We start from the raw sequence: 15557 nt of genomic DNA on the forward strand, positions 1-15557 counted from the left end.
TCAACTTGCTTATATAAATATATTGATATACGGTAGAGGCATGACCACGATCCTCCCACTCGCCCCGGATCTGTCCCTGACCCTCACCGACCAGGGCGCCGGCCGCCCAGCCCTCGTCCTGCACGGGGGCGGCGGTTCCGTCACCGTCGCCGGCCTCGCGGCGCACCTTGCACAGACCCGGCGCGTTCTCACGCCCACACATCCTGGCTGGAACGGCACGCCCCGCCCAGAGCGCCTTGCGGCCCCGGCTGACTACGCCCGCACCTACCTTGCCCTGCTGGATGCGCAGGGACTCACGGACGTGCTCGTCGTCGGTTCCTCCCTGGGCGGTTGGATCGGTGTGGAGATGGCCCTGCAGGACACCGCCGGACGGGTGGGCAGTCTCGTGCTGATCGACGCTGTGGGGATCGAGGTTCCCGGCGCTCCCATCCGGAACATCTCGGGGATGACCCCGGCCGAGATCGCCACGTATTCCTTCCATGACCCTTCGCTGTTCCGGGCCGATCCTGCCGGCACCACGGACGAGAGGCAGGCCGCGCAGCGAGCCAGCATGGCGACCCTGGCGGCGATCGCGGGCGAGCCGTACATGCACGACCCAGCCCTCCGTGCCCGCCTGCCCGGCATCGCCGTCCCGACCCTGGTGCTGTGGGGCGCGAGTGACGGTGTCGTCACGCGCCCCTACGGACAGGCCTACGCGGACGCCATCCCCGGCGCGGCGTTCACGGTGCTTCCGGCCGCCGGGCATCTGCCGCAGCTGGAGCAGCCGGCGGCGACGTTCGCCGCCGTGGATGCCTTCGCAAGAGCCTTCTGACCCCCCTACGGCTCACAGCGCCAGGTACGCCTCCCGCACGGAGGGGTCGGCCAGCAGCGCCGCGCCCGTGCCCTCCTTCACGACCTGCCCGTTCTCCAGCACGTACGCGCGGTGCGCGAGGCGCAGGCTGAGCCCCACGTTCTGCTCGACGAGCAGCACGCTCACGCCGTCCGCGTTCACGGCCTGCAGGGCCCCGAACACCGTCTGGGTCATCAGCGGCGACAGGCCCAGGCTGGGCTCGTCCACGACCAGCACGCTGGGCAGGCCCATCAGGGCGCGGCCCACGGCGACCATCTGCTGCTCGCCGCCGGACAGGGTGCCCGCCAGCTGCGCGCGGCGTTCCTGCAGGCGGGGGAACAGCGCGTACACACGCTCCAGGGTTGTGGCCTGTGCTCCCCGCGCTTCCGGGCGCATGGCCGCCCCGAGTTCCAGGTTCTCGCGCACCGTCATGTGCGCGAACAGCTCCCGTCCCTCGGGCACGTGGCCCAGGCCCAGCCGCACGATCTGGGGCGGGGTCGAGCGCGTGATGTCCACGCCGCCCAGCGTGATGCGCCCCGCCGACGGCCGCACCACGCCGCTCACGGCCCGCAGCGTGGTCGTCTTGCCGGCCCCGTTCGCGCCGATCATCGCCACGAACTCGCCCGGCGCGACCCGCACCGACACGTCCCACAGCACCTGCACCTTGCCGTACCCGGCGGCGAGCTGCTCGATGACCAGTTCCTGGCCGAGGACGGCGCTCACCGGCCCACCGTCCGCCCCTGAGTCCTCTGCTCTGTGCTCTGTGCCCTCTGCGTTCCTGTCATGGGGTCGCCCCTCCGTTCCGGGCCGTCCGGGAGGGCACCGGCCGTCCCTGCACTGTGTCCTTGCACTGGGGGCCGCCCCCTGTCATCCCCACTCGCGCCGCTCGGGAATAGCGGCGTCCGCCCCTGTTCCGGGATCATGCCTGCAACTCCGCTTCCGTCCCCAGATACGCGCTGATCACACGTGGGTCGGCGGTGACCTCCCGGTACGTGCCCGCCGCCAGCACCTGCCCCTGATCCATGACGACCACGCGGTCGGCCAGATCGCGCACCACCGGCATGATGTGCTCGATGAACAGCACGCTCACGCCGCTGTCCCGGACGCTGCGGATGAGTCCCACGGCCTCCTGCGACTCGGCGGGGCGCAGGCCGGCCATGACCTCGTCGAGCAGCAGCACCTGCGGGCGCGTGGCCAGGGCGCGGGCGACCTCCAGTCGCTTGTCCTGCAGGAGCGTGAGTTCGTGCGCGGCCTTCTCGGCGTGGGGGGCGAGGCCCGTGAGTTCCAGCAGGGCCCACGCCTGCTCACGGGCGTCCTGCAGCCGCGTGCCGGGCGTGCCGAACAGCGCGCCCACCGTGACGTTCTCGTGCACGGTCATGTCCGGGAACGGCCGCACGATCTGGAACGCGCGCCCCAGCCCCAGGTGGCAGCGGTGCTCGATGGGGCTGGCCGTGACGTCCTGCCCCAGCAGCCACAGCCGCCCGCTGCTGGGGCGGTACACGCCCGACAGCAGGTTCAGCAGCGTGGTCTTGCCCGCGCCGTTCGGCCCGATGATCGCCAGCACCTCGCCCCGGCGCTGCGTGAACGACACGTCCTGCACCGCCTGGAGGCCGCCGAAGCGTTTGCCCAGGCCCTCGGCCCGCAGCACGTCGTCGTGAGCCGTCACAGGTCACCGCCGCTGCGGCCGCGCCGCCACAGGCCCACGATGCCGCGCGGCAGCCACAGGATGCTCAGCATCAGCACCAGTCCGTACACGACGAGGTAGCCGCTCTTGACGGCACCGTGCAGCAGTTCCTCCGCCACGCGCAGCAGCGTGGCCCCCAGCACCGGCCCCAGCGTGGTGTACAGCCCGCCGAAGATGCTGGTGGTCAGCGGCGCGATGGAGTTGGCGAGGCTGAAGGTCTCCAGGGGGTTGATGAAGAAGGTCTTGCCGGCGTACAGCACGCCGCCCACCGCCGCCAGGGTGCTCGACAGGAAGAACGCGAGCAGCTTGTAGCGCACGACGCTCACGCCCAGCACGCGGGCGGTCTCCTCGCCCTGCCGGATGGCGGAGAACGCGTGGTGCAGCCGGGTCACGCGCACCGCGAGACTCACGCCGACCGTGACGCCCAGCAGGGCCAGCGCCAGCAGGTACTGCCCGCGCGAGTTGCCGCCCAGCAGCGCGGGCACCAGCAGGCCGTTCGCGCCGCCGGCCACGCGCTCGGGCAGGTTCTGGATGACGGTGCGGACGACCTCGGTGAACGCCAGCGTGGCAATCGCGAAGTACATGCCGTTCAGGCGCATGGTGACTGCGCCCAGCAGCAGACTGATCCCGCCCGAGGCGAGGGTCGCGAGCAGCATGGCGGCGGGCCACGGCACCCCCGCCCTGAGCAGCAGCGCGTAGCCGTACGCTCCCAGCCCGTAGAACGCGGCGTGCGCGAGGCTCACCTGCCCGGAACGCGCCAGCAGATCCCACGACAGCGCCAGGATGCCCGCCACCAGCGTGAAGTACCCGATCTGCAGCAGGAACTCCCGGCGATCCCCGAAGGGCAGGAAGGGAAAGGCCAGCGCCAGCACGAAGAAGACGATCAGGGGCAGCAGCTTGGGCCCCGTGATGTCCGGCCGCAGGCGGGCCGCCCGGCCGGGCAGCGCGGCGCTCACCGGGCCCCCCGGAACGAGCGCAGCACCAGCGTGGCGAAGATCATCAGGAAGAACACGGCGTCGCTCCAGCCGCCGCCGCCCGGCACGTAGGTCTGCACCAGCGCCTCCGACACGCCCAGCACCACGGACGCCCACAGTACCCCGGTCAGGTTGCCCAGGCCCGCCATGACGATGATCGCGAACGCCTTCAGCGCAAACACCAGCCCCACCGTGGGCGACGCGAACAGCAGCACGCTCACGAGCACGCCCGCGACCGCCGCCAGCCCGCAGCTCGCCGCGAAGGCGATCAGGTACACGCGGTCGACGTCGATGCCGATGAGCTGCGAGCCGCGGCGGTTCTGCGCGACCGCCCGCATCTGCCGGCCCAGCGTGGTGCGGTACAGCACGGCGTACAGGGTGCCCAGCAGCACCGCCGCCAGTACGAAGGCAATGGCTTTGGGGCCGCCGATGCTCAGGTCGGCCAGCTGGATGCTGCTCGCCTGGTACGGCGTGTTGACGGTGCGGGTGTTGCCGCCCATGACCATCAGCGCGACGTTCTGCAGCAGGATGCCCAGTCCGAAGGTCAGGAGCATCTGGTTGAGTTCCGGCGCGAGCAGCACGTGCCGGATGCTCACCCGGTACGTCAGCGCCCCCACGCCGAACACGGCGACCGCCACCAGGGGCAGGGTCAGCAGCGGATCGAGGCCGAGCAGGGCGCTGCCCGCCCACGCCAGGAATGCGCCGATCATGACGTACTCGCCGTGCGCGAAGTTCACGATGCCGACCACGCCCACCGCGAGCGCGAGGCCGGACGCGACCAGGGCGTAGAGGCCGCTCTGGAGCAGGCCGTTGATCAGGGTCTGGAGAAAGAGATCCATTCAGGTGGGTTCCATTCCGTCCGGTGGCGCGTGTGGCCCGCCACCGGTGACGGCCTACTTGCCGTAGACCATGGGCTTCTGCGCGAACTTGATCGGGAAGACCGGCACTCGGGTGTCGCCCTGGAACTGGAAGTGCAGCCAGTTGCCGGCCTTGAAGCCCTGGTATTTCGTCTTCAGGCTTGGCGTGAAGGTCAGCGGCCCGAAGGGCGTGGGCATGTTCGTCTTCGCCAGTTCCGCGGCCACCTTGTCCTTGTCGGTGCTGCCCGCCGCGTTGATGGCGGCGGCCAGGGACTTCAGGTTCACGTAGGCCAGCGGCGCGAAGTACTCCTCGGTCACGGTGCCGAATTTCTTCTTGTACGCGGCGACGAAGGTGCGGCTCTCCTTGGTCGGGCTGGTCGGCAGCCACAGGCTCAGACCGGCCTCGTTATCGGCCAGGGCGTTCTTCTCGAAGCCGACCGGCCACGAGGGAGGCGTGCCGTACAGCAGGCCCAGCTTCAGGTTCTGCTGCTTCACCTCGGTCGCCAGCGGCAGGGCGTCGGTGTCGTAGCCGACCCAGTACAGGATGTCGGGGTTCGCGGCCTTGGCCTTGCTGACCAGCGGCCCGAAGTTCCCACTGCCCGTCTTGAACTTCTCGGTCATGACGACGGTGAAGCCCGCCTTCCTGAACGCGTCCACGGTCGCGTCGATGCCGGCGCTGCCGAAGGGGCCGTCCTCGTAGGCGATGGCGATGGTCTTCGCCTTCTTGTAGGTCTTGAGGTACTTGAAGTACCCCAGGATCGCCTCGAAGTTGTAGTACGACCACGGGTGGTAGTGGAAGAAGTACCGGTGGTCCGCGAAGGCGTCCTCGACTGGGGTGGCCGCCGCGCCGATCCACGCCATGAAGGTGTTGTACTGCTTGGCCGGGCCGGACAGCGCCACGGTCACGCCGCTGCTCACTCCGCCCGCCATGAAGTCCACCTTGTCCACGGTCACGAGCTTCACGAATTCCGGCACGGCCTTGGCCGGCGCGCTGCCGTCGTCCGAAAGTGCAAGCTCCAGCGGCTTGCCCAGCACGCCGCCGGCGCGGTTGATCTCGTCCAGGGCCAGCTGGTAGCCGTTGCGGGCGGCCTGACCCGACACGGAACTCGGGCCGCTCAGGGGAAGGAGGATGCCGACTTTCACTGCGGCGGCGCTGGAGACCGCGAGCAGGACGCCCGTCAGGAGGATTCTGTTCATGTTCGCCCCGGAGTGTAGGGGCCGCCCGTCACGGCCGCGTTACACCGGTGACCGGGCCCCCGGCTGTGACCGGCGCGTAACGCCCCGTGCCTACCCTGGACGCCGATGCAACACAACGCGCAGGGGAACAGGGTGGGCGAGGAACACGCCGCGCCGCAGGGGGCCGGGCCGCCGGGCACGCTGCTGCTGGAGGTCACGGCGGTGCTGGCCGGCGTGCCGGTGCCGGTGCGTCTGGGGGCCCAGACCTGGGGCACGCTGAATCCGGCCCGCGACAACGCGGTGCTGGTGTGCCACTACTACACCGGCACCATGCGGGCCGCCGGTGTCACGCCGGACGGCACGCCCGGCTGGTGGGACGACGTGATCGGGCCGGGCCGGGCGGTGGACACCGATGCGTACTTCGTGGTGTGTCTGAACACCCTGTCGAACGTGCAGGCCCTCGATCCGGCGGTCGTGACCACCGGCCCGGCCACCCGGCATCCCGACGGCCGGCCGTGGGGCGAGCGCTTTCCCGCGTGGGATCTGGGCGACCTGCACGCCGTGCAGCTCCAGTTCATGCGGCGCCTGGGCGTGCCGCGCTGGCACGCGGTGATCGGCCCCAGCTTCGGGGGCATGCAGGCGCTGCAGTGGGCGGCCCGGACGCCGCAGCTCGCGCCGCGTGTGGCGGCCATCGCGGCGTCGCCAGCGGCCGGGCCGTCGCTCCGGGACGCCTTTGCGCCCCTGCTGCGCGACGTGGCCGCCAGCGGTGGTCTCGAGGGTGCCCTGCGCCTGATCTCGCTGTTCGGGTTCGGCGCGGACGGCCTGGCGCACACCTTCACGGACGCGGACTTCGGCACGTACCTGCGCTCCCGCCTGGGTGTGGCGAGCCTGCCGCACGTCCTGGATATCGGGCGGGCGGTGCTCACGCACGACCTGTCGCAGGTCTGCCCGCCGGAACATCTGCATGCCCGCTGGCGCGACACCGGTCTGACCCTGCTCACCGCCAACGTCGCGGTGGATCAGTTCTTCCCGGCGGCCGAGATGCGGGCCTTCGCCCACGCCACCCATGCGGCGGGCGTGGCGCACACCCACGTGGAATTCGCCTCGCCGAACGGGCATCTGGGGTGCATCATGGACACGTCTGCCTTCGCCGAGGCGCTGCGTGCCCTGCTGGAGTCGGATCGGCCGCACGCGGTGTCCCCGGAGGTGGCCGCAGGGGAGGCGCATGACTGAACAGGTGCTGGTGTGCGTGCATGGCAACTTCGCGTCGGCGGTGTGGTGGTGGGAACTGCTGGCCGAACCGCCACGGGGGTGGCGGGTGCTCGCCCCGACCCTGCCGGGCTTCGGCGGCACGTACCACCACGGCGAGGTGTCGATCCCGGCGTACGCCGAGTGGCTGGCCGGATGGCTGAACGAGCGGGGCGTGACCCGGCCGGTGCTGCTGGGACACTCGCTGGGGGGCGCGGTCGTGCTGGAACTCGCCTCGCACGCCCCGGACGACGTGGCCGGCGTGATCCTCGCGGCCAGTGCGCCGCTGGGCGGACTGGTCACGCCGGAGGAGAACTATCCGGTGCTCGAACTGCTGCGCACCCAGCGCCCGGTGCTGGAGGCCAGTCTGGCGGCGCTGTTCCCGTCGGGCCGTCCCGGAAATTTCACGCAGTACGTCGAGGACGCGGCCCGGATGCACTCCGGACACTACTCCGGGAACGCCCGCTCGCTGGCGGCGTGGCGGGCCGACTCCGCCGCGCTGCGCGGGGTGCCCACCCTGGTCATGGGCGGCGCCCTGGACACGCTGATCACGCCGGACATGGTGCGGGCCACCGCCGGAGCCCTGGGCACCAGCGCCGTGATCCTGGAGGGCGCCGGGCACGGGTTCCCGCAGGAACGGCCGGCCGCGTTCCGCGAGCAGCTCACCGCCTTTCTCGGCACGGTGCCACCACCGAGCTGATCCACTGTGCCCCGGAGACCACATGACCCTGGAGAATCGATGAACAAGGTATATCCGAGCGCTGCCGAGGCGCTCCACGACATCGTGCAGGACGGCCAGACCGTCGCGGTCGGGGGCTTCGGCCTGTGCGGCATCCCCGAGGCGCTGATCGCTGCCCTGCGCGACAGCGGCGTGCGCGACCTGACCGCCGTGAGCAACAACGCCGGCGTGGACGGCTTCGGCCTGGGCCAGCTCCTGGAGACCCGCCAGATCCGCCGGATGATCAGCTCCTATGTCGGCGAGAACCGGGAGTTCGAGCGGCAGTACCTCGCCGGGGAACTGGAACTGGAGTTCACGCCCCAGGGCACCCTGGCCGAGCGCCTGCGGGCGGGCGGGGCGGGCATTCCCGGGTTCTACACCAAGACCGGCGTGGGCACCCTGGTGGCCGAGGGCAAGGAGCACAAGGACTTCGGCGGTCAGACCTACATCCTCGAACATGGCATCGTGGCGGACATCGCGCTGGTCAAGGCGTGGAAGGCCGACCGGGCGGGCAACCTGATCTACCGCCGGACGGCCCGGAACTTCAATCCCATGGTCGCCACCTGCGGCAGGGTCACCGTGGCCGAGGTCGAGGAGATCGTCGAGACCGGAGCCTTCGACCCGGACGACGTGGACACGCCCGGTATCTTCGTGCAGCGCGTGGTGCTGAACGCCACGCCTGAAAAACGGATCGAACAGAGGACGGTGCGCCGGCCCCACGCATCCCCGGCCGCCGGCGAGGAGGTCTGACATGCCCTGGACACGGGACGAGATGGCGGCCCGCGCCGCCCAGGAACTCCGCGACGGCTACTACGTGAATCTGGGCATCGGCCTGCCCACCATGGTCGCCAACCACATCCCCCCCGGCCTGGAAGTCTGGCTGCAGTCCGAGAACGGCCTGCTGGGCATCGGTCCCTTTCCCACCGAGGATCAGGTGGATGCCGATCTGATCAACGCCGGCAAGCAGACGGTGACGGCCCTGCCCGGCGCGAGCATCTTCTCCAGTGCCGACAGTTTCGGCATGATCCGGGGCGGGCACGTGAACCTCGCCATCCTGGGGGCCATGCAGGTCAGCGAGCACGGTGACCTGGCGAACTGGATGATCCCCGGCAAGATGGTCAAGGGCATGGGCGGCGCGATGGATCTCGTGGCCGGCGTGCAGCGCGTCGTCGTGCTGATGGAGCACGTGGCGAAGGGCGACACCCACAAGATCCTGCGCGAGTGCACCCTGCCCCTGACCGGGAAGGCGGTCGTCGACCGGATCATCACGGATCTGGGCGTGCTGGACGTCACACCGCAGGGCCTGACGCTGGTGGAACTCGCGCCCGGCGTCACGCTGGACGACCTGCGGGCGAGCACCGGCGCGGACATCCAGGGCTGAGCGGCGCGGACAGGAGCGGCCGGGCGATGGAGGTGCCCGGCCGCTGCCCTGCCCTCGCTCAGTCCAGAACGCTGATGCCAGCCTGCTGGACGCGGCTGCGGACGTCGCGCAGGCCATCGCCGTTCACGCGGATCACGAAGCGCAGCCGGCCCGGCCCGCCCGGATATGTCGCCACCGAGATGATGTTGCTGGGCAGGATCGCCCGGGTGGCGGCCTCCAGGCTGCCGGGCACGTCGTCCATCTCCAGCGTCAGGCGCTGGCCGCCCTCGCGCATGCCCAGGATGCTCGTGAAGGCCTGGAGGATGTCGCGGGTGGTGATCATGCCGGTCAGGTGTCCGGCGTCGTTCAGCACCGGCAGGCCGCCCACACGGTGCTCCTGCATCCGCAGCGCGGCGTCTTCCAGGTATTCGTTCTCGGCGGCGGTCACGACCGGCCGGGCCATGACCTCCGAGACGGTCAGCTTGCTCAGCAGGTAGTTCAGTTCCCACACGCTCAGGGTCGTGGCCTTGCTGGGCATGGCGTCCTTGAGATCCTTGCGGGTCGTGATCCCGATGAGCCGCCCCTGATCCATGACCGGCAGGCGGCGGAAATGGTGATCCTTGATGATCCGCAGGGCCTCCATCACGGGGGTGTCCGGCGTGATCGTCACGGGCTCGCGGGTCATCCAGTCTTTCACCAGCATGGCTCCAGTCTAAGTCACCCACACACAGCCCACCCACCTGACGCGCAGGTGACCCGGCACTTCATTCGGCTCAGAAAGGCACATGCTAGCGTTTCGATCATGAAGATTTCCTCCAAAGCGCTCGCGCCGGTGGCCATCGTGGCCGCCTTCGGCCTGGGCACCCTGGCCCCGCACGCCCAGACCGCTCCGCAGAAGATCGGCTTCGTCGACGTCTCCAAGCTGCTGGCCGCGCACCCCAACGACAAGGACATCAAGGCCGTGCAGGCCAAGGCTGACGCCGAACTCCAGGGCATCGACAAGCAGATCAAGGCCATCGACGCCAAGGGCGCGAACGCCACGGCCGCCGAGAAGCAGCAGCGCGAGACGCTGGTCGCCACCATCAAGGCCAAGGCCGACGCCTATGACAAGCAGATCAACCCCAAGATCACGGCCGTCGAGGCGTCTGTGGACACGGCGGTCGGCGCGGTCGCCAAGGCCAACGGCTACTCGATCGTCATGGACAAGAGCGTGGCGGCCAAGAGCGGCCTGGTCATCTACGCCGATCCGACCACCGAACTGACCGACGCGACCGTCAAGGCGATGAAGCCCTGATCCGCAAGGTTCGCTGCACTGCCCGCAGTGCGAAAGGAATGCCGTCGTGAACCGAATCCTGATGTTGCTGCCCCTGGCGCTGCTGGCCACCGTGCCCCACGCCCAGCAGCCCAAAGCCCGCGTGGCCTTCGTGAACGTGGATACGCTGGTCAGGGCCATGCCGAACAGCGCCGCGTACACCAAGGCCATGACCCAGGCCGAGACCGACCTCAAGGCCCGCCGCGCCTCGCTGCAGACCCTGCTCGCCAAGGCCAGTTCGAGTGGCAGCGCCGCCGACCGGCAGGCCGCGACCAAGGCCCAGCAGGCCTACGCGACGGTGCAGGCCGATCACACCAAGAAGATCCAGGCGGCCTTCGCGCCCCTGAGTACCAAGCTGAACGCGGCCGTCGCGCAGGCCGCCAAGGCCAACGGCTTCACGGTCGTCATGGACGAGAAGGTCGCCGCGCAGACCAGTCTGGTGCTGTACGCCGACAAGAGCACCAGCCTGACCGCAGCGGTACAGAAGCTGCTCAAGTAATCCAGCTCAGAGCACCCCACTCGTCGGCACGCCGCCCGTGATCACAGGTCACGGGCGGTGTGCTGTTGGTGTGGAGCCGGACAAACAGAGACCGACTCGGGACTTCTCTTTCCGAGTCGGTGCCGTGGTGTGGTCAGTCGATCAGGCCTGAGCGCTCTGGCCCTCGAACGCGGCCTTGAACTTCTGGAGATCCTCGGCGATCTGCTGGCTGGGCTCCTCGCCGAACAGCTTGGCCACGGCCGCGCCCAGCGGGCCGGCGGGCGGCCGGTACGACAGGGCCACGTGCACGCGGGTGTGCCCATTGGGCAGTTCCTCGAACTGGACGCTGCCGGCATTGTCCACGGTCGCGCCGGGCAGCGAGTGCCACCCGATGCGCTGGCCGGGCTTGTCGTTCACGATCTCCGCTTCCCACTCGACGTGCGTGCCCAGCGGGGCCTTGGCGACCCAGCGGCTGCGCTTGGCGTCGAGTTCGGTGACGCTCTCGAGGTGGCTCATGATGCGCGGCAGGTTCTCCAGCTTGCGCCAGTAGTCGTAGACCTGCTGCGGGGCGCGGTCGATCACGACGCTGTGCTCCACGAAGATCGGCTTGGACGCGGCAGAGGTGCCGCCCAGCCCGGCCGCCGCCATCACGGGGTCGGTGCCGGTCGCGGCGCGGTATGCCAAGTAGCCGCCCACCGCCGCCATCCCCAGGCCCAGCACGCCGCGCTTGCGCAGGCCCATGAGCACCAGGGCCCCGCCGGCAGCGCCCGTCATCATGCGCGTCTGATCCATTCCAGTCTGGTTGTTGGTCATCTTGTGTCCTCCGTGAATGGCAGTGTAGGCGTCCGGAATCCGGGTGACGTGAAGGCTTGACCAACTGGGTCTAGAGCAATCCCCGGTGCCGTCTTCACTCCTGCTCGTCCTGCGGTGCGTGCTGGCGCTCGATTTCCTCGGTGGCGGCGCGGTCGGCCCCGGTCTGCGGGCCGCCCTGGGTGTTGGTGTCCAGATTGGTGTTCGCGCCGTGCGTGGCCGTGTCGCTGCCCGTGTGGGTGTCCATGGTCTCGGGGGTGCTCAGGGTGTCCTTTCGGTCGTCTTCCATGCGGGTGTCCTCCAGTGCTGGCCCCAGGTGGGGCGTGCTCGATTCGCATGGTCTCGTGGGATATGGCTGCGTGGGTGTACGCCACCTTGCGGCGAAATTGAGGCTGACCGTGACCGGCGCGGGGCACGCCCTGCCCACGGTGCTCTAGGCTGGGCCGGATGAGGGTGCCGTCCACTGCCGCTCCTGTTCCCGGCCGGATCGATCCGCTGTCCCTGGCGGCGATCCTGGTGACGATCGCGTTCTGGGCGTCAGCCTTCGCGGGCATCCGGGTGGGTCTGGAGGCGTTCACACCGGGGCACGTCACGCTGTACCGCTTCCTGGTCGCCGCCGCCGCGCTGGGCATCTATGCCGTGGTGGCGCGGATCCCGCTGCCACCACCGGCGCTGGCCGGCCGCATCGCCCTGCTGAGCGTGTTCGGCATCACGCTGTACCACGTGTGCCTGAACTACGGCGAAACGACCGTTCCGGCGGGCACGGCCAGCCTGATCATCGCGGCGGGGCCGGTGATCACGGCGCTGCTCGCCACGCGCTTTGCCGGGGAACGGCTGAATGTGCTGGGGTGGCTGAGCACCCTGGTCAGTCTGGTCGGCGTCACCGTGATCGTTCTGGGCAGCGGCCAGGGCGTGAGCTTCACGCAGGGGGCGCTGCTGATCCTGGCGGCGGCGCTGTTCACCTCGGTGTACTTCGTGTTTCAGAAACCCGTGCTGAAGGTGATGAACCCGCTGCACTTCACGGTGTGGTCGCTGATCCTGGGCACCGTGCCCATGCTGGTGTTCCTGCCGGGCTTCGCGTCCGAGCTGCGGGCCGCGCCGCTGGACGCGCACCTCGCCATGATCTATATCGGCGTGTTCCCGGCCGCGCTGGCCTACCTGACGTGGACGTATGCCCTCTCGCGGGTCGGGCCGAGCGCCACGACGTCGTTCCTGTACGTGTCGCCGGTGGTCGCCATCCTGATCGCGTGGCTGTGGCTGGGCGAGGTACCGCACGTGATCTCGCTGATCGGCGGCGCGGTGGCTGTGGCAGGCGTGGTGCTCGTGAACACGGTGGGCCGCCCGCGCCCGGCGGAGACGCCGTGACCGCTGCCGCGCTGCCGGTGGACGTGGACGCGCCCATCCGCCTGGACGCCGTGGCGGTCAGACTCGGTGGCGAGACCATCCTGGGCGGCGTGACGCTGGACGTGCGCCGGGGCGAGTTCCTGGCGCTGATCGGGCCCTCGGGCGGGGGCAAGAGCACCGTATTGCGCGTGATCGCGGGCCTGCTGCGGCCGGCAGCCGGCACGGTGCAGGTCGAGTCCACCCCCGCGCTGGTCTTCCAGGACTACCGCCTGCTGCCGTGGCGCACGGCGCTGCGCAACGTCCAGCTTCCGGCCGTGCTGGGCACCGGCGGCGGCCTGGACGCCCGCGAGGCGCTGCATCTGGTCGGCATGGACGCCTACGCCGACTACTACCCGGCACAGCTCTCGGGCGGCATGCGGGCCCGCATCGCGCTGGCCCGCGCTCTGGCCCAGAGCGGCGACGTGCTGCTGCTCGACGAGCCCTTCGCGGCGCTCGACGCCCTGGTGCGCGAGCGCTTCAACGCCGAGCTACGCCACCTGCACGAGAAGACCGGCCGCACCACCGTGCTCGTCACGCACTCGATCCGCGAGGCCGTGTGGCTGGCCGACCGTGTGGCGGTGCTGCGGAACGGCGTGATCGTGGAGGTGCTCGACACGCGCGGCGAGGGCCGCGTCAGCGCGTACACCGACGGCCTGGAACGGCACCTGCGGGCGGTGCTGGGGGCCGGCGACTCCACCCGCATCCGCACCGAGGCGAGCGAGCCCTTCAGCTGGTCGCGGCTGCTGCCGCTGCTGGCGATCGTGCTGGGGCTGGCGGGTTGGGCGGCGGCGGCGGCGCTGCTCGATCAGCCCTTCCTGCTCCCTACGCCGGGCGCGGTGTGGGCGAAGCTGACCGGCAATCCGGCGCTGTTCGCGTCGTCGTTCGGGGTCACGGTGGGCACGGCGCTGGCGGGCACGCTGCTGGGCGGCTCGCTGGGCCTGCTGATCGGCTACCCGCTGGCGCGGATCCGGGCGCTGGAGCGCTTCCTGAGCCCCTTTCTGGTGGCGTCGCAGAGCACGCCGATCGTGGTGCTGGCCCCGCTGCTGGTGTCGTGGCTGGGCTACGGCCACCTGCCGGCGGTGCTCGTGTCGGCCCTGAGTGCCCTGTACCCCGTGATGGTCTCCACGCTGGTCGGCGTGCGCGAGGTCGACCGGGCGTACCACGAGGTCTTCTCGTCGCTGCGGGCCACCCCCATGCAGCGCCTGCTGCACCTGGAACTGCCGGGCGCCCTGCCGGTGCTGCTGGGCGGCCTGCGACTGGCGGCCAGCCTCGCGCTGATCGGGGCGGTCGTGTGGGAATTCGTCGATCCGAACCAGCAGGGGCTGGGCTTCCGGGTGCAGGCGGCCGGCGCGTACTACGACAAGGCCACGCAGTTCGCAGCGATCGCGCTGCTGGTGCTGTTCGGGGTGCTGGTGTACTCGCTGATCACGGCCCTGGAACGCCGCGTCATGCGTAGGCGCGGACGCTGACCCGGCACGCGCGGGCACGCTACGCTGCCCCACATGCAGAGGCCGGTGGTGTGTGTGGGGGCGCTGGTGTGGGGCACGGACGGCCGGGTGCTGCTCGTCCGGACGACCAAGTGGCGGGGGCTGTGGGGCGTGCCAGGCGGCAAGGTCGAGTGGGGCGAGACCCTGCTGGATGCGGTGAGACGTGAATTTCAGGAGGAGGTCGGCCTGGAACTCCACGACGTCCTGTACGCGCAGACCCAGGAATCGGTGCGGTCGCCCGAGTTCCACACGGACGCGCATCTGCTGCTCGTCGATTTCTTCGCGTCCACCTCCGGCCACGACATCACGCCGAACGAGGAGATCGAGGAGTGGGCGTGGGTGCCGCTGCGCGGGGCGCTGGACTACCCGCTGAACACCATCACCCGGACGCTGGTGGAACTCGCCGTGCAGCGCGAGGAACTCGCGTGACCGCACCGCCGGTGCCACCGGACGTGGCGGGCCGCACCGCCCTGGTCACGGGCGCGGCTCGTGGGATCGGGCGGGCACTGGCGGTGGCCCTGGCCCGCGAGGGCTGCCACGTGGCCGTGCACTACCGCAGCAGCGAGGCCGACGCCCACGAGACTGCCCGGCAGTGCCGTGAGGCCGGCGTACAGGCCGTCATCCTGCAGGCGGACGTCACCGATCCCGCCCGGGCGCGACGACTCGTGCAGGACGCCCACGCGGCGCTCCCCGGCCCCGGCCTGGGGGTGCTGGTGAACAACGTGGGCAACTACGTGAACCGCCCCCTGCTGGACACCACCGATGCCGAGTGGGCCGACATGCTGGGCAGCAACCTCACCTCGACCTTCGCCACGTGCCAGGAGGCCGCTCGGCTCATGCAGCACCTCGGCTACGGCCGGATCGTGAACCTCGGCTACGCGGGTGCCCGCAACGTCCTGGCGCGGCCGGGCATCGTCCCCTACGTGATTGCCAAGGCCGGAGTCCTGCACCTGACCCGCTCGCTGGCCGTCGTGCTGGCGGGCAGCGGCGTCAGCGTGAATGCGGTGTCCCCCGGCGTGATCGAGACCAGTGTGAGCCAGCCCCTGCGCGACATCCCCGCCGGGCGGCTGGGTACCGTACAGGAACTCGTGGACGCCGCCCTGTCCTTCGTGAGGGCCAGCGACTACCTGACCGGCCAGGAGCTGGAAGTGGCCGGGGGCTGGAACCTGTAGCAGGGGAGGGCAGGTGATCCGGCGGGCAACCCCCTCCGCTCCACCGACCTCACCCGCAGACCCTGCGCC

At 70.3% G+C, this 15557-nt stretch carries 19 protein-coding genes; 11 read left to right on the top strand and 8 right to left on the bottom strand.

The genetic code is table 11. The features are described 5' to 3' along the window. Positions 1-40 precede the first annotated feature (40 nt). On the top strand, positions 41-811 hold the full coding sequence (locus U2P90_RS07410) for an alpha/beta fold hydrolase (protein WP_322474412.1): 771 nt from the start codon (positions 41-43) through the stop codon (positions 809-811). 12 nt (positions 812-823) lie between these two features. Here the strand turns inward: U2P90_RS07410 and U2P90_RS07415 are convergent, their stop codons facing one another. From U2P90_RS07415 to U2P90_RS07435, 5 genes are all read right to left on the bottom strand, one after another. Further along, a complete protein-coding gene (locus U2P90_RS07415; protein ID WP_322474413.1) occupies positions 824-1552 on the bottom strand; it encodes an ABC transporter ATP-binding protein in 729 nt (242 codons plus the stop codon). A 196-nt stretch (positions 1553-1748) separates the two neighbouring features. Then, positions 1749-2495 (bottom strand): ABC transporter ATP-binding protein, encoded by a 747-nt coding sequence (locus U2P90_RS07420; protein ID WP_322474414.1) that lies wholly within the window; start codon positions 2493-2495, stop codon positions 1749-1751. Next, positions 2492-3469 carry a branched-chain amino acid ABC transporter permease gene (locus U2P90_RS07425; protein WP_322474415.1) on the bottom strand — a complete coding sequence of 326 codons (978 nt, stop codon included), beginning with the start codon at positions 3467-3469 and terminating at the stop codon, positions 2492-2494. The genes U2P90_RS07420 and U2P90_RS07425 overlap by 4 nt, the downstream gene beginning before the upstream one ends. Next, on the bottom strand, positions 3466-4326 hold the full coding sequence (locus U2P90_RS07430) for a branched-chain amino acid ABC transporter permease (protein WP_322474416.1): 861 nt from the start codon (positions 4324-4326) through the stop codon (positions 3466-3468). Before U2P90_RS07430 ends, U2P90_RS07425 begins: the two co-directional genes overlap by 4 nt. A 54-nt stretch (positions 4327-4380) precedes the next feature. Then, complete coding sequence (locus U2P90_RS07435; RefSeq protein WP_322474417.1) at positions 4381-5541, bottom strand: ABC transporter substrate-binding protein; 1161 nt, start codon at positions 5539-5541, stop codon at positions 4381-4383. Between the two features lie 105 nt (positions 5542-5646). Here U2P90_RS07435 and U2P90_RS07440 point away from each other — a divergent pair, with 105 nt between their 5' ends. The 4 genes from U2P90_RS07440 to U2P90_RS07455 are packed head-to-tail and all read left to right on the top strand — an operon-like array spanning position 5647 to position 8867. Continuing rightward, positions 5647-6753 (top strand): alpha/beta fold hydrolase, encoded by a 1107-nt coding sequence (locus tag U2P90_RS07440; protein ID WP_322474418.1) that lies wholly within the window; start codon positions 5647-5649, stop codon positions 6751-6753. Then, on the top strand, positions 6746-7468 hold the full coding sequence (locus tag U2P90_RS07445) for an alpha/beta fold hydrolase (RefSeq protein WP_322474419.1): 723 nt from the start codon (positions 6746-6748) through the stop codon (positions 7466-7468). Before U2P90_RS07440 ends, U2P90_RS07445 begins: the two co-directional genes overlap by 8 nt. A 39-nt stretch (positions 7469-7507) precedes the next feature. Then, positions 7508-8236 carry a CoA transferase subunit A gene (locus tag U2P90_RS07450; RefSeq protein ID WP_322474420.1) on the top strand — a complete coding sequence of 243 codons (729 nt, stop codon included), beginning with the start codon at positions 7508-7510 and terminating at the stop codon, positions 8234-8236. 1 nt (position 8237) lies between these two features. Further along, entirely contained in the window at positions 8238-8867 is a 630-nt protein-coding gene (locus U2P90_RS07455) for a CoA transferase subunit B (protein ID WP_322474421.1), read from the top strand. 58 nt (positions 8868-8925) lie between these two features. On the opposite strand, the gene U2P90_RS07460 is transcribed toward U2P90_RS07455, so the two are convergent. Next, entirely contained in the window at positions 8926-9549 is a 624-nt protein-coding gene (locus U2P90_RS07460; protein ID WP_295815437.1) for a CBS domain-containing protein, read from the bottom strand. Positions 9550-9648: 99 nt separating this feature from the next. Between U2P90_RS07460 and U2P90_RS07465 the strand changes: the two genes are divergently transcribed. Both U2P90_RS07465 and U2P90_RS07470 read left to right on the top strand, forming a co-directional pair. Then, positions 9649-10140, top strand: coding sequence for an OmpH family outer membrane protein (locus U2P90_RS07465; protein ID WP_295815435.1), 492 nt, complete (start codon positions 9649-9651; stop codon positions 10138-10140). 46 nt (positions 10141-10186) lie between these two features. After that, complete coding sequence (locus U2P90_RS07470) at positions 10187-10657, top strand: OmpH family outer membrane protein (protein WP_322474422.1); 471 nt, start codon at positions 10187-10189, stop codon at positions 10655-10657. A gap of 141 nt (positions 10658-10798) precedes the next feature. On the opposite strand, the gene U2P90_RS07475 is transcribed toward U2P90_RS07470, so the two are convergent. Beyond that, positions 10799-11449 carry an SRPBCC family protein gene (locus U2P90_RS07475; protein ID WP_295815431.1) on the bottom strand — a complete coding sequence of 217 codons (651 nt, stop codon included), beginning with the start codon at positions 11447-11449 and terminating at the stop codon, positions 10799-10801. A gap of 94 nt (positions 11450-11543) precedes the next feature. Further along, complete coding sequence (locus tag U2P90_RS07480; protein ID WP_322474423.1) at positions 11544-11735, bottom strand: hypothetical protein; 192 nt, start codon at positions 11733-11735, stop codon at positions 11544-11546. Between the two features lie 158 nt (positions 11736-11893). Between U2P90_RS07480 and U2P90_RS07485 the strand changes: the two genes are divergently transcribed. The 4 genes from U2P90_RS07485 to tmpR are packed head-to-tail and all read left to right on the top strand — an operon-like array spanning position 11894 to position 15488. Beyond that, entirely contained in the window at positions 11894-12811 is a 918-nt protein-coding gene (locus U2P90_RS07485) for a DMT family transporter (RefSeq protein WP_322474424.1), read from the top strand. Beyond that, on the top strand, positions 12808-14298 hold the full coding sequence (locus U2P90_RS07490; RefSeq protein ID WP_322474425.1) for an ABC transporter permease subunit: 1491 nt from the start codon (positions 12808-12810) through the stop codon (positions 14296-14298). Before U2P90_RS07485 ends, U2P90_RS07490 begins: the two co-directional genes overlap by 4 nt. Before the next feature lie 33 nt (positions 14299-14331). Then, entirely contained in the window at positions 14332-14745 is a 414-nt protein-coding gene (locus U2P90_RS07495) for an NUDIX domain-containing protein (RefSeq protein WP_322474426.1), read from the top strand. Beyond that, a complete protein-coding gene (gene tmpR, locus U2P90_RS07500) occupies positions 14742-15488 on the top strand; it encodes a bifunctional dihydropteridine reductase/dihydrofolate reductase TmpR (RefSeq protein WP_322474427.1) in 747 nt (248 codons plus the stop codon). The genes U2P90_RS07495 and tmpR overlap by 4 nt, the downstream gene beginning before the upstream one ends. Positions 15489-15557: the final 69 nt, after the last annotated feature.

Source organism: Deinococcus sp. AB2017081 (assembly GCF_034440735.1).
Taxonomy (GTDB): Bacteria; Deinococcota; Deinococci; order Deinococcales; family Deinococcaceae; genus Deinococcus; species Deinococcus rufus.

Excerpts from the sequence above, each read along its gene's own strand:
- U2P90_RS07410 (WP_322474412.1), top strand. The coding sequence starts at position 41 with ATGACCACGATCCTCCCACTCGCCCCGGATCTGTCCCTGACCCTCACC.
- U2P90_RS07430 (WP_322474416.1), bottom strand. The coding sequence starts at position 4,326 with ATGGATCTCTTTCTCCAGACCCTGATCAACGGCCTGCTCCAGAGCGGC.
- U2P90_RS07435 (WP_322474417.1), bottom strand. The coding sequence starts at position 5,541 with ATGAACAGAATCCTCCTGACGGGCGTCCTGCTCGCGGTCTCCAGCGCC.
- U2P90_RS07440 (WP_322474418.1), top strand. The coding sequence starts at position 5,647 with ATGCAACACAACGCGCAGGGGAACAGGGTGGGCGAGGAACACGCCGCG.
- U2P90_RS07445 (WP_322474419.1), top strand. The coding sequence starts at position 6,746 with ATGACTGAACAGGTGCTGGTGTGCGTGCATGGCAACTTCGCGTCGGCG.
- U2P90_RS07450 (WP_322474420.1), top strand. The coding sequence starts at position 7,508 with ATGAACAAGGTATATCCGAGCGCTGCCGAGGCGCTCCACGACATCGTG.
- U2P90_RS07455 (WP_322474421.1), top strand. The coding sequence starts at position 8,238 with ATGCCCTGGACACGGGACGAGATGGCGGCCCGCGCCGCCCAGGAACTC.
- U2P90_RS07460 (WP_295815437.1), bottom strand. The coding sequence starts at position 9,549 with ATGCTGGTGAAAGACTGGATGACCCGCGAGCCCGTGACGATCACGCCG.
- U2P90_RS07465 (WP_295815435.1), top strand. The coding sequence starts at position 9,649 with ATGAAGATTTCCTCCAAAGCGCTCGCGCCGGTGGCCATCGTGGCCGCC.
- U2P90_RS07475 (WP_295815431.1), bottom strand. The coding sequence starts at position 11,449 with ATGACCAACAACCAGACTGGAATGGATCAGACGCGCATGATGACGGGC.
- U2P90_RS07480 (WP_322474423.1), bottom strand. The coding sequence starts at position 11,735 with ATGGAAGACGACCGAAAGGACACCCTGAGCACCCCCGAGACCATGGAC.
- U2P90_RS07485 (WP_322474424.1), top strand. The coding sequence starts at position 11,894 with ATGAGGGTGCCGTCCACTGCCGCTCCTGTTCCCGGCCGGATCGATCCG.
- U2P90_RS07495 (WP_322474426.1), top strand. The coding sequence starts at position 14,332 with ATGCAGAGGCCGGTGGTGTGTGTGGGGGCGCTGGTGTGGGGCACGGAC.